We start from the raw sequence: 18,977 nt of genomic DNA on the forward strand, positions 1-18,977 counted from the left end.
GTCCTTGACCTAATGAACCTGTAGTCATATCTACACCTGGAGTTCCTTTCATATCTGGATGACCTTGTAGCATGGAATCTATTTTTCTAAGGCTGCTTAATTCTTCTTTTGGAAAATATCCTTTCTCTGCTAATGCAGCATAAAGTACTGGTGCTCCATGTCCCTTTGATAAAACAAATCTATCTCTGTCATCCTTTTTAGGATTTTTAGGATCAATGTTCATTTCTTTAAAATAAAGGGCAGTTAATATTTCACATGCTGAAAGAGAACCTCCAGGATGTCCTGTTTTTGATTTTTCAAGCATTTTTATTATATCTATCCTTAGTGTATTTGCTATATCACTATATTTTTTGTAATTATTCAAAATATCCCTCCTATAATTAATAAACTTTAATATAAAACTCCTTTTAAAATTATAACTTATATATACTCTTTCTAAAAGAATTTGTCACCAACCCTTAGGAATACAAATCTCTTAAAGATCGATGACAAATTAATATATTAAAATACTTAAAGCATATGAATTTTTAATTATTGTCAACCACTACCATGATTTTTTCAAAAAATATATCTCGTTTATATATCTTTTCAAACATCTCAGGAAGTTCATCTAGTTTTATACGATGGGTTACAAGTGGTGATATCTTAAGTTCCTCTTTCTTCATATAATGTATAGTACTTGTCCACTCTCTTCCTGGAAAAGGATAAGAATACCCTACCCATGTTCCTTTTACAGTTAGTTCATTTCTAAGAATTTTTTCAAAGTGTACCCTTGGCATTTCTACATCACCATAAGGTATACCTGCATACAAAACAGTTCCTCCTTTTTTAGGCAATGACAGTGCCTGAGCACAGGTTATTGGAGTTCCAGCAGATTCTACTGCTACATCTACTCCTTTGAAATTTGTAAACTCTTTAACCTTTTCTATAACATCATCTTTCTTTCCATTTATACATATGTCAGCACCAAGTTCTTTAGCAATCTTTAATTTTTCATCAAATATATCTATAGCTATGATTTTAGTTGCTCCAAATATTTTAGCCCACTGAATAGATAATAAGCCTATAGGACCTGTCCCCAAAACAGCAACAGTATCTCCGACTTCGATATTAGCCCTATACATTCCATGTGCAGCTATACAAGCTGGTTCAATCCCAGCAGCAGTCTCATAACTTATACCTTCAGGCAATTTTATCAAATTTCTACTGCTTATTTTCACATATTCAGCGAAACATCCACCTGCATCTCCATTTCCTATAATCTTTAAATCTTCACATCTAGAAAACAGACCTTGTTTACACTGTTCACATTTAAAACATGGCAAGGACGGACTTACAGCTACAGAATCTCCAGGTTTTACATTCTTTACATTTGCTCCCACTTCTACTACTTCTCCAGAGAATTCATGCCCAAATATTTCTCCAGGAGCATGAGGACCTGTTTTACTATATTTTGATATATCAGAACCACAAATACCAGCAACTTTTACTTTTACTATAACATCATCATCTAATTCAATTTCAGGAATAGATACATCTTCAATTCTTATATCTCTAATACCATAAAATCTAGCAGCTTTCATTATAGATTTCCTCCCTTTATAATTAACATTTAGCATAATATACAAGTAGGATAAATATATTTTCTTATCTAATAATTTTACTGTAACACGTTCAAATAGTAATAAACAGTTGAAAATGCTACAAAAGAATTGAAGAATTCTATATAAAAAAATAGGACTATCTTAATAAATAGATAGTCCTGAAAAATTAATTTATTATTCAATTATTACCTAAAAAATTAATTTTAGGTTTCATTAGTTAATTTCTAGGATTAATTAAGCATTTTCTTTCTTATTTCCTCTATTTCTTCTTTCTTTAATCCTGTTGCATCTATTACTTTATCTATTGTTAAGCCCATTTTAATTAATTTTTTAGCTACTTCTATTTTCTCTTCCTGCCTTCCTTCTTGTATTCCCTCTTGTTTCCCTTCTTGTCTTCCTTCTTGTCTTCCTTTTTCCATATATCTTTCTATTATTGTCATTATCACTTCACTCCCTTCAGGATAGATTTTCTCTACATTTTCCCTCATATCTTCTATATCATCTTCTGTTAAACTAGGTCTTGCACTCATTAGATATTTAATAAATGTTTCGAAATATTCTATTCCTGTTTGTTTATCCTCTAATTCTTGTAAATATTTTACGGCTGTTTCTACTGATTTTTGAATACCTTTATTATCTTTTACAAAGATATCTCTAAATATGGTTAATATTATTCTAAGTTGTGCTTCTCCTTTTATTTCTTCATCTGTATATTGGGATAAATCATATATTAAATATTCATAGTTTGGAATATACTTTTTTATGTCTTCTGGCAGATTTTCATATCCTGTTATCAATTCTCCCAGACTAGTATTTAGATTCCATCTACCTTTTCCATGATATATTACTAATGGTATTATTACTGGCAATTCATATATATTCCCTTTATTTATCTTAGCTTCCCATATTTCTATCATATATTTTAATAATTGAAAAGATATATTTTTTGATTTATAGCTTTTATGCTCGAATAATAAGTAGATATATCCTTCTTTGTTATTTATATTTACCTTGAAAAGCATGTCTGAAAACATTTCTTCTAAATCTTCTGTTATAAAGCCATCTTTTTGAGGTTCTAAAGTACTTGTATCTATTACTCTTAGAATATTTTTTGGTAGATAATTTTCTATGAAATCCTTTGTTACTTCTACTTTACCAAAAACCTCCTTGAAAAATTTATCATGAGGATTGGATACTTCTTTCATATTCCATTCACCTACTTTTAATAGTATTATACCATATTTCAATATTTCAGAATAGTCTTGATATAACTATTCTAAAATTAAAATTAACTAAAAAACCTATCAATAGAAAATGGTAGATTTTTGTCTATTTCAAAACCTTCTCAAGCAAATTATCATAATTTTTATAGGCTATTAATTCTATTTCTTCTTCTCTGTAACCTCTTTCTCTCATCCTGTTAATTAAGTTCTTAATATCAGCTTCTGATGATAGTCCTTTTACAGTTATAGAATTGGTTATAGGATCTGGCTCTCCTACATAGGATGGAGGCAGAAAATCGCAAAAATCAAACCCAAATCCAATATGTTCTATACCTATTAATCTTTTTATATAATCAATTTGGTCTATTAAATCATCTATCTTCTGTTTATTCCTATCATCGTTTACAAATACACTAACTGAATTTACTCCAACTAATCCTCCACTGTTAGCAATTGCTAACAACTGTTCATCATTGAGATTCCTTTTAACATTTGCAAAATACCTAGCATTTGAATGAGAAGCAATAATAGGTCCTGAAACTATACTGACTATATCCCAAAAAGACTTTTCGTTTAAATGGGATACATCTAGTAAAATACCTAATTCTTCTATTTTTTCAATAGCCTTTATCCCTAGAGAAGTAACTCCGTTAGTATCATCACCCACTCCAGAAGCTAACATATTTCTTTTATTCCATGTAAGAGAAGCATGTCTTAAGCCTATATCATTATAATATGTCTCTATTAAATTCACATTGTCTTCAATAGTAGTTAACCCTTCCATTCCTATTAATATATTAATCTTATCCTCTTCAAATCCCTTTTTAAAATCCCCATATCTTTTAACAACATTTATTATATCTGCGGCTTCGTCAAATTCTTCTTTCATAGAATTTATAATTTGGCTTGTCCTATTTTTCGGGTTTTGTGAATGTTCTGGATCAACCCAAATAACCCATATAGCTGATTTAACATTTGATTTTAAAAAATTTTCATAATGATATTTTCTAAAAACATCCCTTTCACCATTAAGTCTTCTTAAATTAATATCTGTTAATATATCTGAGTGCCCATTGAATATGATCATAGTACTTCCCCCTAAAATGCCATAAATCCATTAAATCAGAATATTTCCAACAATTATGCCAAAATAGTTTCCGATAACATATCCACATACTGCCACTAAAATCGATGGACCTACTAATGACGTCCAACCTTTAGATATTGCCATAGCAGGTGCTGTTGCAGGTCCTCCTACATTAGCATTTGAAGCAATAATTGCCTCCTCTAAATTAAAGTTAAATATTTTAGCTCCTATAAATATTATCAACATATTTATAGCAACCATAATTGCACAGAATACTAGAAGTAATGGTGCTGTTTTAATAATAGTTGGTATGGATGCTGGAGTACCTATTACTACCATAAATACAATCATCAAGAACATTCCTATTTCTTGTGCTCCTTTTATAGAAGAGAAAAATTTTGCTTTGTAAGTTGCAAGTAGCATAGTTAATGTAGTTAATATTAGATACATATTTCCCAGTAATGAATTTAGTATGCCAAAGAAATGATTGCTTGTTGGGATGATTCTTGAAAAGAAGTCTGAAATTCCTATAGATATAGTTACAATGATAACTGAACTAGCGAAGGCAAAAGCAATGTCCTTAACTGTAACTTCAGCTTTTTTCATATTATCTGTACCTTTATGTTCTTCCATTGTCCCAGCTGTAGTAGCTTTAGATTTGGATTCAACTTCATCAATTAGTGGATGAGAGTAGTGTTTTCTGAAAAAATCCATTGATGGAATTGACAATAGAACAAAGAAGTACAATGCCATCAATACATTGTCTGCAATAGTTGTTGCAGCTATTATCTCACTAGGTGTATTGAAAGCATCAGATAAGGCTACAAAATTAACTCCCCCACCTATATAAGATCCTGTCATAATAGTTGCCACATAACCTAAATTAGGAATATGATTTCGTAATGCAAAGTATCCTACAAATGCACCTACAAGAGTTCCAACTGCACCTATAATAAAAGTTAATAACAATCTGCCACTTTCTCTCCATATCTTCTTTATATTGCATTCATAAAGAAGCATTGGGATAGCCAAAGGTATCATATAAGTCCATACTTTGTCATATACTGGGGATTCTGTAGGGATAATATGTAGATTAGATAGTACCAAAGACCCTAAAAGAGCAATAACTGAACTAGTAACTTTGGATGCCCATTTATATTTTTGTTCTAAATGAATACTTACAGCTGCCCAACCAATTAAAAATGACCACAAAAGCCAAGTCTGATCTGGTTTTATTAAACTTTCCATGTTTAAACCTCCCTATTTAAATTATTTTAGTTATACAAAATATTAAACTTCACAAATAAAATTTGATATGAAACATATTAAAATATTTTTAGGAATTTTTGCCTACATATCATTAAAAGCCTATTTTTTTATATTCATATCACCTCTTTTTTATGTTTTTAAATAATGTTTTACCCTTTTGCTTGTAATATAAATAGAGTTAGTTATTGAATGTACCAAAGTGGATTTATTTAATATTATAGCACCTTTATGTCGCATGTCAAGGTTTTTTCGTCTTTTTGGTACATACTCTTATATAAGAACATAAGAAGTGCTATGTTTTATTTATAGATAGTTTAAAAACATTAAGATTTAAAAATTTAAAGGGTAAGGGTGGAGAAAATGTCTTTTGGTAATAGGTTGAGAAAACTGAGATTGGAAAATAATATGACACAAGAAGATTTATCAAAAAAATTAAATGTTTCTAGGGCAACTGTTGGAAGATATGAAACTAATGAAAGGTTTCCAGATAAAAATTTATTAAAAGAAATAGCAGATACTTTTGAAGTATCAATTGATTATCTTCTTTGCAGAACAGATAATAAGAATGGAAATATATATTGCAAAGAAACCCATGATACAGAATATGCAAAAAATAATTTATATAGAATATTTGAAAATGAAATATTAAAAAGATTATTAGAAGAAAATATAATAGTTGAAGGTGAATCTATTCCACCAATTGTTTTTGACAAGATTTTAAAATATGGCTTAGAAGCTGCCATAGAGATATTTAAATTAGAAAAGAAACTAGGAAAATAAATTTTCTAGTTTCTTTTTACAATGATAAAAATATATTCGATAAAAATGTCCATTTTTAATCATTTTTACACTTCATAACCTGCTTTCATTTTTGAATGTAATCTTTAGTATATCTTTTAAAAAAATATAAAATAAGGCCACCTCCACAGGTAGCCTAACTATTTTATCTAACCCTTTGACAATTGATATTTAACACCAAGTTTAACTTAATAAGTTACTGCACTCTTTTAAATTATCATATAACAAAGTATATATTTTATAATATTTTTCATATAATTTAGCGTTCTCTTTATTTGGTTTTACTGTTTTTATTACTTTTACTGATTTATCAAGAATTGATTTAAAATTTTTAAAAACTCCAGAACCTACTCCAGCAATTATTGCTGCTCCAAAAGCAGGCCCTTCCTGTATATTTATCAAGCTTATTTCCCTATTCAATACATCTGCCATTATACTTGTCCACAATTGACTATTAGCTCCTCCACCTGTTATCCTAATTTCTTCTATATCAACACTATTTTCTATACTAACCAAACAATCTTTAAATCCTAAAGATACACCTTCTAAAACACTTCTTATCAGATCCTTATCAGTTGTATTTGATGAAAGTCCATAAAACATTGATTTGGCATTTGGATCTGGATGTGGACTTCTTTCTCCAAAAAGATATGGTACAAATATAACTCCATTACTTCCAGGCAATGCCTCTGATGCCATATTAGTTAATTCATCATATGATTTATCAGTTTTTAGTATATTTTTCTTAAGCCATTTAAAGCACATTCCAGCAGATAGCATTACAGTCATGATATACCAAGAGCTATTACATGCATGGTTGAAAAAATGTAAATTTCCCTTTGTCTTTATGTCATTCTTGTCCGTATAGGCCACTATAGTACCTGATGTTCCTATACTGAGGGCAGCCTTAGAATTCTCTACTATTCCACTACCTATAGCTGCACATGCATTATCTGCACCTCCTGCCACAATTAAGGTTTCCTCATTTAAACCTAACTCCTTAGCTACTTCTTTATTTATTTTGCCTACAACATCCGTAGACTTCACTACTTTTGGAAAAATATTATCTTTTAAGTTCAGCTTTTTAATTAACTCTTTATTCCACTTTTTATTTTTTACATCATATAACAATGTGCCAGCTGCATCAGACATTTCAGTACCAATATCTCCAGCAAACTTATATCTAATATAATCCTTTGGCAATAGTACACACTCAAGTTTTTCATAATTTTGTTTCTCATTTTCCCTTAACCAAAGTATCTTAGGAGCAGTAAATCCTTCTAAAGCTGAATTAGAAACATAGTTTAATAATTGATCCAATCCTCCAACAGTATCATATATTTCTTTACACTGTTTAGAAGTTCTAGTATCATTCCATAATATAGCTGGTCTTAATACACTATTGTTTTCATCCAAAAAAACTGAACTATGCATTTGTCCTGTAAAGCTTATTGCCTTAATTTCATCCTTATTTATAGCGCCTTCCTTTATAACTTCTGATACTGCTTTTTTTGTTCCATTCCACCATTCTTCTGGATCTTGTTCCATCCAACCTTTTTTTATAACTTTTATATCATATGATTCTATCCTTGAAGATATTACCCTACCTGTATTGTCAATTATTATTGCTTTTACGCCACTAGTCCCTATATCTATTCCTATAAGGTACTCCATATAAACACCTCCTTAAATATCCTTAATACATCTGTCTATATTTTCTTTTCTATCTATAATTCCAAACTCTATTTCATAGTTTACTTCCTCATATGGTTTCAATATTTTTAATCTATTTTCTCTACGTTCTATATCCCTACCATTAACCCTACAATTTCCTGGTTCTAATCCTGTAACATAATTTCCCTCTCCTGTGAATTTCCATTGTGTAAAATATGGCAATGTTTTGGAATTATATTTTATATAAATTCCTATATCAATATTATGATTTACAAATGCCACCTTGCAAATACCATCATTTGAAGATTCTAATGAATGATAATAAACTACATCAGGATAATCTTTAGTTGGGGCTAGATACTCATTATATTTATCCCATCTATTAGAAGCTATTTCATCTCTAGGAACAACTTCCTTTGTTCTCAAATACAATTTAGAATCTAAATCTAAAACTGGATGTCCTATATTGAAGTGATACAATATCATATTGCAGGTATCTCTAAATCCTTCATTCACTATTTTATCCTTTATAAAAAATCTATTCTCTCCCCCTTTAACTTTTATCTGCCTATTTAATACCAAATTATAGTTTAATGCTTTTGCCTCTCTTATACTACCATTCACCTCTAATATAAGTTCATCTTTATCCCAGTATTTTCTTGTATACAATTCTTCTGATGGTGTATTGCTTATTCTTCCGTGCAATCCTAATTTTTCTCCATTATCTACACATGGAGCACCTAAATAATTTAATCCACATGTAGTTAACAATCCACCTCCATAATTTCTAAACCACTCATCTCCTAAAGGTTCAAAAAACTCAGGACAGGATTCCTTAATAGCAGATCTAAAGGATATTGGTATACCTTTATAATTACAAACTCCTATATCCATTCCTCTGTCTTCTAAAACTTCAAAACTTAATCCTCCACCAGTTTTTACTTCTATAGCAGATAAACCTTTAGCCCTTGACGAATTATATTCATACTTTTTAAATCCAATTAAATGATCAAAAGAACCAAAATACCTTTGAAAATCCATTTTTGTATAATCTCTTCCTAATATTTTCACCATGATAATAGCTCCTTCACATAAACTATTTAATACATACTTTTATAAATAAAGTGTCCCAACTATTTGAGACACTTTGTTTATTTGAAAATTAATATTCTGGTAATCTTTTTATATTCTCATCAGTAAATATATCAGATGCATCGTCACTATTAGAAGAAAACTCTGAGACTATAGCCCCTTCTTCTCCCGCTTGGAACCAATGACAAGTATTCGGTTGGATTGTAAACTGTTCACCTGGCTCAAGTATTATTTCATGAAATGCTGTATAAGAGCTTTCATATCCTTTTGGTGGTTTAGCTTTTGGATTAGTTGTTCTTTCACCTTCTATATATAAGTATACCTTTCCCCATCTACATCTAAATGTTTCCATTTTGCCTTCAGAACCATCTTCTCTTTCTGGATGTCTATGTTCTGGACATGTTTGAGTTGGAAATAAAACCATCTCTTTCGCACAATACCTATTATTATTTATATATGTTACTAATTGCAATCCAATTTTCTCTATATTATCTAATCCAAAATCTGCAACCTCAATATTTTCTATTTCATCTTCTGTTAAAGCTATATTAGCTTTTTTAAAATATTCATAAGTTCTTTTCCTAATACTATCAACTAATTCTTTTTTCATTTCAACTAAGCCTCCTGTTAAAACTCAAGAATTTTATAATCTATTAGCTGAACCAAACCTTTCAATTACATTTCTTGCTTCCTCTTTTAATGCTTCTGTTGCTGAACCCATTATATCCATAGTCATTAGATTATCAGGATTTTCTTTCATATATCTCTTCATTTCATCAATAAATGCTTTTCTTAAAGCTGTACTTACATTTATCTTGCTTACTCCTAACGATATAGCCTTTTTAACATCTTTTTCTGAAACTCCAGTGCCACCGTGCATTACTATAGGAATATTAACTATTTTAGATATATTATCTAATAATTCAAAATCAAGCTTTGGTTCACCTACATATAGCCCATGAGCTGTACCAAAAGCTGGAGCAATACAATCAATTCCGGTCCTTTCAACAAATTCTTTAGCTAGTTTAGGATCTGTTAGTTGAGGATTATCTATTTTTTCACCAAATTCAGTTGTCTGGCCTATGGTACCTAATTCACCTTCAACAGTAACTCCAACAGCATGTGCAACATCAACTACTTTTTTAGTATTAGCCACATTTTCTTCAAAAGGAAGGCTAGAACCATCAAACATTACTGATGTAAATCCACCTCTTATACATTCTGTTGCTGCTTTAAAAGATGGACCATGATCTAGGTGAATTGCTACTTTTATATCTTTATCTTGTCCAAAATTCTTGACCATTTCTACAATATTTTTAGGATTAACATATTGAACTTCTTCATAAGCAGCTTGTATAATTAATGGTGATTTTAATTCAGCTGCTACTTCGATAAAAGCTTTGTAAAATTCTAAATGGGAGCCATTTAACGCGGGTACTGCATATCCTTCTCTATAAGCTTCTTCTAATAAATCTTTCATAGGTACTAATTCCATTTTATTTTCCTCCTCAAATTTTCAACTAAATTATTCTGTTTTTAGTTAAAAGTAAAAATTATTGATATTTAAACATTAGCAAAATTTATCTTAGCTTTTTCTATAGTCTTTATTTATCATAAGAATTTAATTTTATAAAATAAACTAATAATTATATACAAATTTATGAAATATTTTGATATAATTGTTCTTGACTGTGGGCAGTAACCTCCTTTGTTTTATATAGTTATATATAATATTGAAGAAGGTTACTGTTTTTTAATATTTATTATCTGAAAGAACTTCTTCCCTAATGCTCATATCTTTATATGCATTGTTTACAGTACTTTTATAAACTAGCAAAAATAACATATCTATAACTGATAAAGCTGGTACTCTAGTATAACTAAATTCTTTAAAAAATAATTCTTCATTAGTTACTGTAAACAACTTGTAATCAGCTAGATTTGCTAAAGGAGATTTTTTGCCACTAGTTAAACATATTGTAGTAGCTCCCCTATCTTTTGCTATTTCAAATGCCTTTAATACAGTTTTTGATGTGCCAGAATTTGATATTCCAAAAGCTACATCATCTTCTGTCAAAGAATAAGCAGATGAAATTTGCATTTCAGATATAATATCTACATTACTTCTTATTCCAATTAAATTAAATTTATATGCTGCATCCATAGCTATAGGTATGGAATTTCCAGCTGCATAGAAATAAATAAGATTACTGTTTAGAATTTTATTTATACATTTAGATACCATATCAACATCCAAACTTTCAGATGTTAATTTCAATTCCTCCATTTTATAGCTCATAATACTTTCTATAGAACCTTTTATATTATTTAAATCAACAGTTGGCGTAATAACATTTTCAGGACTTACAAATTTCTTAGCTAATGTCATTTTAAAATGTTGGTATCCATTGAATCCTAACTTCTTGCAAAACCTTACTGTAGTTGCATCACTAACATTACTTTTCTCGGATAATTCTGTAATTCCCATATTTATAACTTCCTCTGGAAATTTCAAAACAAAATCTGCAACTTTCTTCTCAGCATCAAATAACGAATCATAAGCTATCTGTATGGCATTTAAAACATTATTAATTCCTTTATCCATTTAGACCTCCTCCACAACTTACCAATTAATTTTTAGGTAAGTAGATTTTTTTCTTATAACATATTGTATGGCAAAAATATTTTTTACAGCTTTATTATATCATCCTATAATCATCTGTCAACAATTCTAAAATATTTAATAAATTGTTTTTAAAATAAATATTAGGAATTATCTAAAATTGATAACTAATTAATTTTAATACTATCCATATCAAGATCAACTTCATCTGCTTCATATTCATCCATATTTGCATTTATATCAACTGGTTTTTTTAAGATTATTAGTGCAATTGCTGTAGCCAAAGAGCCTATAATTAAACTTAATATAAAGTATCCAGATTTAGCTATAGACATAGTAGGTAATATAAATAGCCCTCCTGCTGGAATACCTGCATTACATCCAAATAACATACAGAAACCTCCACCTATGGCACCACCAATACCTGTTGAAATAACGCATTTAATTATATCATTCATGACAATTGGCAAGCAGCCTTCAGTTATTTGACAAAGTCCCATTGGAAAAGCTGATTTTAATGTTTCAACTTCTGGTTTTAAGTATATATTTTTCTTAACTGCTTTAGAAATGAAATAAGCCATTGTCATACCAATTGGAGTAACCATTGAGGCTAAAATTAAGACTGTAATAGGTTCTTTGATTCCTTCATAGAATAAACCTAAGGCAAAAGCAAATACTACTTTATTAATAGCTCCACCATAATCAATTGATGCAAAAACGCCTATGACCATACCATAAATGAATTTTGATTGGCTATCTAATCCTTTTAAATAATTAGTCAATACTTGTGTAAGACCTCGTACTGGTATTCCTATAATATAGAACATTATTAATCCAGATACAAGAGATGCACATAGTGGAATAATAAGAGTTGGCAATAATCCTTCAGCCCAAGAAGGGACCTTTATATGCTTAATTAATAATTTTGTAAAATATCCTGCTATATATCCTCCAATAAATCCTCCAATAAACCCTGCTCCAATACCATTGGCTACTAGTCCAACTATCATTCCAGGAGCAATTCCTGGTTTATCTGCAATTGAATAAGCTATACCTGTAGATACAATCATTGGTAGTAATGTTAAACCCATTATACCCATAGTAGAAAGGGCATCAAAAATAGTAAAACTCTTACTGAAATCAGTGATATTTTGACCTTCCCCAAAATTACCAATTACAAGTAAAAATCCTGCCGCTACAACAATTGGAATCAAAAAAGAAATCGCTGTCATTGCATGCTTTTTTAAATCACTAGTCTTCATTAATAAAACCCCCTCATTATTGTTTTCATCCCTAAATAATACTTTCTATTTTTTTAATAAACTTATTTGGTGACTTAATTACAGTATCAGTTGGAACTTCAACTCTCTTTTTATCTTTAAATCTTTCTATGCCATTTATCTTAATGTCAGCTGCAATAATTACAACATCTGCATCTTTGATATCCTTTTCCTTTAGTTCATCCTTAATACCAATGATACCTTGAGTCTCAACATGTATTTTATGGCCTGCATTTTCTGCAGCTTTTACTAATTTTTCTTTTGCAATATAAGTATGTGCAATTCCAGCTGCACAAGCAGCAACTCCTACAATTTTCATAATTACCACTCCTATCTAAATAAATATATTTTTTATATCATCAACTGATTTAGCCTCTAATAGTTTCTTTACTGCATCATCATCTCCAAGTTTAGAAGCTACCTCAGCTAATAGCATTAAATGCTTTTCAGCACTTTCATTATTGCTACCTACAGCAAATAGAAAAATAATTTTTACACCCTTATCATCTAGTGTTTCCCATTCAATTTCATGTTCTAACTTCCCAATTGCAATACCTACTTTTTTAACTGAATCACTTTTTCCATGAGGGATTGCAATATAATTTCCTATACCAGTCTTTCCAAGTGATTCCCTATAATAGATATCTTTTTTAAAAGATTCTAAATTATCAATATAACCTGCATTTTTTAACTTTTCTGACAGCAGAGTAATAGATTCATCCTTATTTTCTGCTGGCATGTCAATACAAATAATCTTATCATCCAATATCTTGCTTAAGTCCATATAAACACCTCAAATCTTATATTTTTTAATTTAATTTTATGTATTGCTTAAATAATTTTGCCCTAAATATAGCTTAATATTGTATATATTTTTTTGAAATCGATTTCAAATTAATTTAAATAACCTATAAGAACTAAAAATTATTAAGTATTGCGTATTTTTAATTCTTTAGTGAAACCTTATATCTAATAAAGTTTAAGAATCACATTGGAAATTGGAAAGTTTTCATTAAAAATATTTTTTCTTATTTTATTTTTTAACGAAAATATTTTTTATAACTTTATTATACCATCTTCTTTTCATATGTCAATATTTTTAGAAATTTGTTATTATTAATTTTTGGTAGGTAAATATTATAAAAGTAGCCAATAATTAAGTTAAACTTAATTATTGGCTACTATATTGTTAAATTTACTCACTAATCTTTATAGGAGTTATATATCCCTAAAAAATTCAAAAACGGTACAAAATAATCTAAGTAGGTATGAGAATAATAGAAAAAAACCAAACATAAACATTGCTATTGATGAATATTTCAATGTTAGTACTGATTGAATCTTATTGGGTAAATTCAATAACTCTAGAAATTGCATTCAAAATATAAGGATTTGGAAAAACTTATTATACTTTTTAAACAATTAAGCGATCTAGAAAAAGTATAATCATTGGTAGAATAAAAGCAATAATTAAAGAAAAAAATAATTCTCCACAAAATTAAAACTCCTTGTATGTCAAGTTGACATACAAGGAGTTTTTTTGGATTGAACTTATATTAAAATAGACTATATTTTCTCAATGTTAATTTTTTTAAATATATATACGTATTATTATCATAAACATTAAAACGTAACCTGAAGGTCAGTTATGTATGTTAACATACCTAACTCTTTATCTAGCTATCTGTACTTGGGTATATCAAATCTCAAAGTAACACTACTAGATTGAGCACATATTTCCATCATAATATCTATATTTCTTGTTTGTTTAAGTGCCCAACCAATATCAGTAGCATATTGATGAGAACCTGGACTTATAGGGTTCCATCTCATCTTATATAAAGTATCTTGTTGATAATTAGGATTATTTATATAAGATTTAGATATAAACTTTGCCCCTCCGATAATGGCTGCTTCTGGTGTAAACCATCCTTCTTTATATGCATACTCTGCACCTAATCTTAAAGGATCTTTATCAGCTGCACCAATTCCAAACATATTATATACTACTCTTGGTGTAACTGCCTTACCATCTACTTTGTCTACTAGTATTCCTGTGGCTAATTTTGATGTTCCATTTCCAGTTTCCAAAAATGCATGAGATAATAGATATAACTCATTAACATTATGTTGTTTCCCTGCCTCTATAAAAGCTTGTCCTTTTCCTTCTAGTATACCTTTTCCTCTTAGTGCATTATTTAAATCATTAATACTAATACCTGATGTACCTGATAAAACCAAGAATTGATACATTTCACGTGGAAAATCATTGACTGAATTAACATATTCACCGTAAACCCAACCTATTTTTCCATTTGCATTTATCTTGTACCAGCCATTTGATTTATCTAATACAATATATGCACTACCTGCTTTTACCTGAGAAACTATAGAACTATTTGTAGTAGGTTTTTCTCTTACATTCAGTACCGTAGCTGTTACCTGTATAGTATTAAGATATTGTATATCGCTTGTTGCTATAACATATTGACCACTAATCCATCCTATCTTATTATTTGCCTCAATCTTATACCAACCATTTGATTCTCCTAATACTTTATATGTTGAACCATTAAATACCTGAGTTAAAATATTACTATTGACTGTAGGTTGGCTTCTTACATTCAGAGTACTTGCTGTTACTTTTACTATATCATTTTGACTTGTGCCCTCTACTGGAGTAAATTGTAGAAAGTTTTTAGGGTTTAAATAATATGCTACATCTTCCTGTTTAGCAGTCTTCCACCCACCACCATATAAATCTGTTTGTGGGTTTCTAGACATTTGAATTTTTAAAGCTTCTTCAAAAGATTTATCATAATAAGTTATATAATATGAGTTTTTACCACCTATAGTATTTATAGTGTTTATAGTATATCTCTTGTTCATAAAAACAAACTCGTCCCATGTATATTTATCTCTTGCTATTACTGAAAATAAATATTCGCCTGGTTCATCTGGTGTCCAAATATAAGTGTTGTCTTCACTATATCCTCTAAGTGTTTTCCATACTCCATCCTTTTTTATTTGGAATAGATATACTGCATTGTCACTTCCTTTAGAGTTTGCTGTTATTTTTATTGAACTTCCTAGATCCTGAGGACTTTGTTTATCTGCAGTCCAATCTACTTCTTTTACATAGTTTCCATTTATAGTATATCTCTTGTTCATAAATGCAGACTTTTCCCAAGTGTGTTTATCTCTTGCTATTACTGAGAATAAATATTCGCCTGGTTCGTCTGGTGTCCATGTATAAGTATTGTCTTCACTATAACTTCTAAGGGTTTTCCATACTCCATCTTTCTTTATCTGGAATAAATATACTACATCTTTGCCTCCCTCAGCGTTAGCTGTTATTTTTATTGAACTTCCTAAATCTTGAGGGCTTTTCTTATCCACAGTCCAATCTACTTTTTCTACATAATTTCCATTTATTGTGTATCTTTTGTTCATAAAAACAAACTCGTCCCATGTATATTTATCTCTTGCTATTACTGAAAATAAATATTCGCCTGGTTCGTCTGGTGTCCAAATATAAGTATTGTCTTCACTATATCCTCTAAGGGTTTTCCATACTCCATCTTTTTTTATTTGGAATAGATATACTGCATTGTCACTTCCTTTAGAGTTTGCTGTTATTTTTATTGAACTTCCTAGATCCTGAGGACTTTGTTTATCTGCAGTCCAATCTACTTCTTTTACATAGTTTCCATTTATAGTATATCTCTTGTTCATAAATGCAGACTTTTCCCAAGTGTGTTTATCTCTTGCTATTACTGAGAATAAATATTCGCCTGGTTCGTCTGGTGTCCATGTATAAGTATTGTCTTCACTATAACTTCTAAGGGTTTTCCATACTCCATCTTTCTTTATCTGGAATAAATATACTACATCTTTGCCTCCCTCAGCGTTAGCTGTTATTTTTATTGAACTTCCTAAATCTTGAGGGCTTTTCTTATCCACAGTCCAATCTACTTTTTCTACATAACTTCCATTTATAGTAGATGCAGTCAATTCTACATTTTGGCTCTTTTCTACTTGACTTTTTTCTACCTGATCTTTTTCTGCTTGCTTTTTTTCTATGTCTATACTTGAATCAGTAGATCTAACCACAGTAAAATTTGCATCGGCATAACATTCATGACATTCTAATGTTTGATAATTAGTATCTTGTATAAGGGAATAGTCTACTTCATATAGTTCCCATACTCCATCTTTCCAGTCTTTATTAATCTGCAAGTTCAATTCCCACAATTTTTTCTCATTATTGTAACCTAGTTTTAATTCTTTAGTATCATTAGTATTTTTTAATTTATACTTAAATACTAATTCATCAACTTGAGAAGTATCACCAGATATATTGGCCTGCAAATTAAACGTATCGCCCTCCACTAGTTCCTTCTTATTGATTTCAATACTTATTATGTCCAAATTATCTAGTCCGTCTGAAGCTTCTACTATTACTGTAGGAACCATAATCATAACAATCAATAAAACAATCAATGATAATTTTCTTTTCATAAGCTCTTTCTCCTTTAAAATTCATCTTCCCCTAAAAAGCTGTAATATTTACCATATTACATAGATACTTATAACTGCCTTCACACCTCCTATACAACATATTTTATATTATTTTATAGCTTGTCCAACTTTACTAAACTTCTACATATTATATATTTAGCTCCATATATTAATTAAAGTGGAACAAGCTAATAAAATCTTAATTAAAAATTTCATTAGTATAATTAATTTCCTATAATCCTTGATTGTTTATATAAAGTTTATATAAAATTATAACAAATATTTACCTTTTTCACAACATTACTTGACAATTAGAGCTACCATAATAGATTTATTTACAATTGGCGACAGCTTAATTTAATACTCTTATTCCCTTCCATGTTAAAATCGGTGAAGTTCTCTTAATTTGAGTTGATTCATAAAAAATATATAGCTTTTTTAAGACTTCAAGTCCTTTGCTCACCAATAACTTACAAAAACTTTTTCTTCATTATATTTCTTAAAGACTCCCCATTTTTTGATTACCTGTAAGAACTATATAATCTCCCACATTGTCTTTAACTGCAACTCTACCCTATCATAATCAGGATCTATAACTATAATCAAATGTACATCTTCTTTTTTCAATGCTTATACTAGGTATTACCTAATTCTAACACCTATATTTTAAATGTAACTCTAATAAACTTTAAAATTTAATTTGTTACTTTTATAGATACTCCTGATATAGGTAGTCCTAGCCAATTACCTAATAAATAATCATATGACTCTGGTTTAAACTTCTCAAATCCTGCACTAGGATAAAAAGTAATTTCTCCAAAATATAACTGACCATTTATCTCATAAAAATCAACTCTTACAAAGGGTTTATCTTCAGATAGCTTTTCTGCAAATTCAATCATCTTATCAAAATTTTTGGGCTTGGGTATCATAGTCCTGCTATTAGAAGAATTTGGCCTTTCAAATGGCATAAGGTTCCAATTAGTATCGTAAATATCTATATTCAATCTCTCTGAAGAATTTCTATTCAAACAAACAAATATACATTTTACTTTACCATTAAAACACATAAACTTATAATCTTCAATTTCTCCACCTGATTCATCTACCATGTATTTTTCACATATAATCCTTGGTTTTACATTTTTATATGGCCATTCTCTCCCTGCATGATAATGGTTTCTTTTTAAACACCTATTAATTTTCTTTCTTGCTGCTTCAATATCTAATTTGCTCTTATCAGTACAGATTATAAGCCCACCAGAATCATGAGTACATTTCAACACAAACTGATTTGGTAATTTAGAAAAGTCAATTTTCTCAAATTTATTCCATATCCCTATTAATGGTATAAGATATTCATCTCCTATAGTTTCAGATATATATTTTCGAACTTCATACTTATCTACCAATTCAGTATACACAGGATTTCTATCATATAATTTTAACCATTGGAGTTTCTCATTGAAAGTTTTAGGATTCTCTAAGTTCAATTTTTCTCCCATTTTAGTTTTAAATTGCATTTTTAAAACTGTCTCATCTGATAACCAATTAAGCAATCCTCGACTAGCTAATGCAGAAACAATTCTTTTCGGATTCTTAATTAATCTTAATAATTTATTAATCATTTCTTATCCCCTTTCTAATTATTAAATCACTAAGAACTTCAAATAAATTAGGGGGCTGTTTCATAACTGATTTATCAGTTATGAAACGCCTCTTTTTTTATGTTCAAGTTGACAACTGAAGTACCTAAGTTTCCATAAATTTAAATATATTTTTCTTAGTCTAATTTTAGGTATAGCA

At 29.4% G+C, this 18,977-nt stretch carries 15 protein-coding genes and 1 pseudogene; 1 reads left to right on the plus strand and 15 read right to left on the minus strand.

Features of this window, described 5'->3' with window-relative positions:
- The 5 genes and pseudogenes from NSA23_RS15960 to NSA23_RS15980 all read right to left on the minus strand — a co-directional run.
- A pseudogene (locus NSA23_RS15960) lies at nucleotides 1-364 on the minus strand (transketolase); the annotation flags it as partial.
- Nucleotides 365-527: 163 nt separating this feature from the next.
- Nucleotides 528-1,583, minus strand: coding sequence for a galactitol-1-phosphate 5-dehydrogenase (locus NSA23_RS15965; RefSeq protein WP_257490760.1), 1,056 nt, complete (start codon nucleotides 1,581-1,583; stop codon nucleotides 528-530).
- A gap of 251 nt (nucleotides 1,584-1,834) precedes the next feature.
- Complete coding sequence (locus NSA23_RS15970; protein WP_257490761.1) at nucleotides 1,835-2,809, minus strand: Rpn family recombination-promoting nuclease/putative transposase; 975 nt, start codon at nucleotides 2,807-2,809, stop codon at nucleotides 1,835-1,837.
- Nucleotides 2,810-2,933: 124 nt separating this feature from the next.
- Nucleotides 2,934-3,914: a dipeptidase gene (locus tag NSA23_RS15975; protein WP_257490762.1), complete on the minus strand. Its 981-nt coding sequence runs from the start codon at nucleotides 3,912-3,914 to the stop codon at nucleotides 2,934-2,936.
- 30 nt (nucleotides 3,915-3,944) lie between these two features.
- Nucleotides 3,945-5,162 (minus strand): DUF819 family protein, encoded by a 1,218-nt coding sequence (locus NSA23_RS15980; RefSeq protein WP_257490763.1) that lies wholly within the window; start codon nucleotides 5,160-5,162, stop codon nucleotides 3,945-3,947.
- Nucleotides 5,163-5,543: 381 nt separating this feature from the next.
- On the opposite strand from NSA23_RS15980, the gene NSA23_RS15985 reads away from it, so the two are divergent.
- Nucleotides 5,544-5,963: a helix-turn-helix domain-containing protein gene (locus NSA23_RS15985; protein WP_257490764.1), complete on the plus strand. Its 420-nt coding sequence runs from the start codon at nucleotides 5,544-5,546 to the stop codon at nucleotides 5,961-5,963.
- Between the two features lie 201 nt (nucleotides 5,964-6,164).
- On the opposite strand, the gene xylB is transcribed toward NSA23_RS15985, so the two are convergent.
- The 10 genes from xylB to NSA23_RS16035 form a co-directional block, all read right to left on the minus strand.
- Nucleotides 6,165-7,655, minus strand: a complete 1,491-nt coding sequence (gene xylB / locus NSA23_RS15990; RefSeq protein ID WP_257490765.1) for a xylulokinase — start codon at nucleotides 7,653-7,655, stop codon at nucleotides 6,165-6,167.
- A gap of 12 nt (nucleotides 7,656-7,667) precedes the next feature.
- A complete protein-coding gene (locus NSA23_RS15995; RefSeq protein ID WP_257490766.1) occupies nucleotides 7,668-8,729 on the minus strand; it encodes an aldose 1-epimerase family protein in 1,062 nt (353 codons plus the stop codon).
- Between the two features lie 88 nt (nucleotides 8,730-8,817).
- Nucleotides 8,818-9,357 carry a D-lyxose/D-mannose family sugar isomerase gene (locus tag NSA23_RS16000; protein WP_257490767.1) on the minus strand — a complete coding sequence of 180 codons (540 nt, stop codon included), beginning with the start codon at nucleotides 9,355-9,357 and terminating at the stop codon, nucleotides 8,818-8,820.
- A 33-nt stretch (nucleotides 9,358-9,390) separates the two neighbouring features.
- Entirely contained in the window at nucleotides 9,391-10,242 is an 852-nt protein-coding gene (locus tag NSA23_RS16005) for a class II fructose-bisphosphate aldolase (RefSeq protein ID WP_257490768.1), read from the minus strand.
- 258 nt (nucleotides 10,243-10,500) lie between these two features.
- Nucleotides 10,501-11,352, minus strand: a complete 852-nt coding sequence (locus NSA23_RS16010) for a MurR/RpiR family transcriptional regulator (protein WP_257490769.1) — start codon at nucleotides 11,350-11,352, stop codon at nucleotides 10,501-10,503.
- 185 nt (nucleotides 11,353-11,537) lie between these two features.
- A complete protein-coding gene (locus tag NSA23_RS16015; RefSeq protein WP_257490770.1) occupies nucleotides 11,538-12,632 on the minus strand; it encodes a PTS fructose transporter subunit IIC in 1,095 nt (364 codons plus the stop codon).
- A 31-nt stretch (nucleotides 12,633-12,663) separates the two neighbouring features.
- Entirely contained in the window at nucleotides 12,664-12,969 is a 306-nt protein-coding gene (locus NSA23_RS16020) for a PTS fructose transporter subunit IIB (protein ID WP_257490771.1), read from the minus strand.
- 15 nt (nucleotides 12,970-12,984) lie between these two features.
- A complete protein-coding gene (locus NSA23_RS16025; RefSeq protein ID WP_257490772.1) occupies nucleotides 12,985-13,434 on the minus strand; it encodes a PTS sugar transporter subunit IIA in 450 nt (149 codons plus the stop codon).
- A gap of 896 nt (nucleotides 13,435-14,330) precedes the next feature.
- Nucleotides 14,331-17,171: an SH3 domain-containing protein gene (locus NSA23_RS16030; RefSeq protein WP_257490773.1), complete on the minus strand. Its 2,841-nt coding sequence runs from the start codon at nucleotides 17,169-17,171 to the stop codon at nucleotides 14,331-14,333.
- A gap of 695 nt (nucleotides 17,172-17,866) precedes the next feature.
- On the minus strand, nucleotides 17,867-18,799 hold the full coding sequence (locus NSA23_RS16035; RefSeq protein ID WP_257490774.1) for an ATP-grasp fold amidoligase family protein: 933 nt from the start codon (nucleotides 18,797-18,799) through the stop codon (nucleotides 17,867-17,869).
- Nucleotides 18,800-18,977: the final 178 nt, after the last annotated feature.

The sequence above is a fragment of the Anaerosalibacter massiliensis genome (genome assembly GCF_024623155.1).
Taxonomy (GTDB): Bacteria; Bacillota; Clostridia; order Tissierellales; family Sporanaerobacteraceae; genus Anaerosalibacter; species Anaerosalibacter massiliensis.

Coding starts and splice junctions, on each gene's coding strand:
- NSA23_RS15965 (WP_257490760.1), bottom strand. CDS start 1,583: ATGAAAGCTGCTAGATTTTATGGTATTAGAGATATAAGAATTGAAGAT.
- NSA23_RS15970 (WP_257490761.1), bottom strand. CDS start 2,809: ATGAAAGAAGTATCCAATCCTCATGATAAATTTTTCAAGGAGGTTTTT.
- NSA23_RS15975 (WP_257490762.1), bottom strand. CDS start 3,914: ATGATCATATTCAATGGGCACTCAGATATATTAACAGATATTAATTTA.
- NSA23_RS15980 (WP_257490763.1), bottom strand. CDS start 5,162: ATGGAAAGTTTAATAAAACCAGATCAGACTTGGCTTTTGTGGTCATTT.
- NSA23_RS15985 (WP_257490764.1), top strand. CDS start 5,544: ATGTCTTTTGGTAATAGGTTGAGAAAACTGAGATTGGAAAATAATATG.
- xylB (WP_257490765.1), bottom strand. CDS start 7,655: ATGGAGTACCTTATAGGAATAGATATAGGGACTAGTGGCGTAAAAGCA.
- NSA23_RS15995 (WP_257490766.1), bottom strand. CDS start 8,729: ATGGTGAAAATATTAGGAAGAGATTATACAAAAATGGATTTTCAAAGG.
- NSA23_RS16000 (WP_257490767.1), bottom strand. CDS start 9,357: ATGAAAAAAGAATTAGTTGATAGTATTAGGAAAAGAACTTATGAATAT.
- NSA23_RS16005 (WP_257490768.1), bottom strand. CDS start 10,242: ATGGAATTAGTACCTATGAAAGATTTATTAGAAGAAGCTTATAGAGAA.
- NSA23_RS16010 (WP_257490769.1), bottom strand. CDS start 11,352: ATGGATAAAGGAATTAATAATGTTTTAAATGCCATACAGATAGCTTAT.
- NSA23_RS16015 (WP_257490770.1), bottom strand. CDS start 12,632: ATGAAGACTAGTGATTTAAAAAAGCATGCAATGACAGCGATTTCTTTT.
- NSA23_RS16020 (WP_257490771.1), bottom strand. CDS start 12,969: ATGAAAATTGTAGGAGTTGCTGCTTGTGCAGCTGGAATTGCACATACT.
- NSA23_RS16025 (WP_257490772.1), bottom strand. CDS start 13,434: ATGGACTTAAGCAAGATATTGGATGATAAGATTATTTGTATTGACATG.
- NSA23_RS16030 (WP_257490773.1), bottom strand. CDS start 17,171: ATGAAAAGAAAATTATCATTGATTGTTTTATTGATTGTTATGATTATG.
- NSA23_RS16035 (WP_257490774.1), bottom strand. CDS start 18,799: ATGATTAATAAATTATTAAGATTAATTAAGAATCCGAAAAGAATTGTT.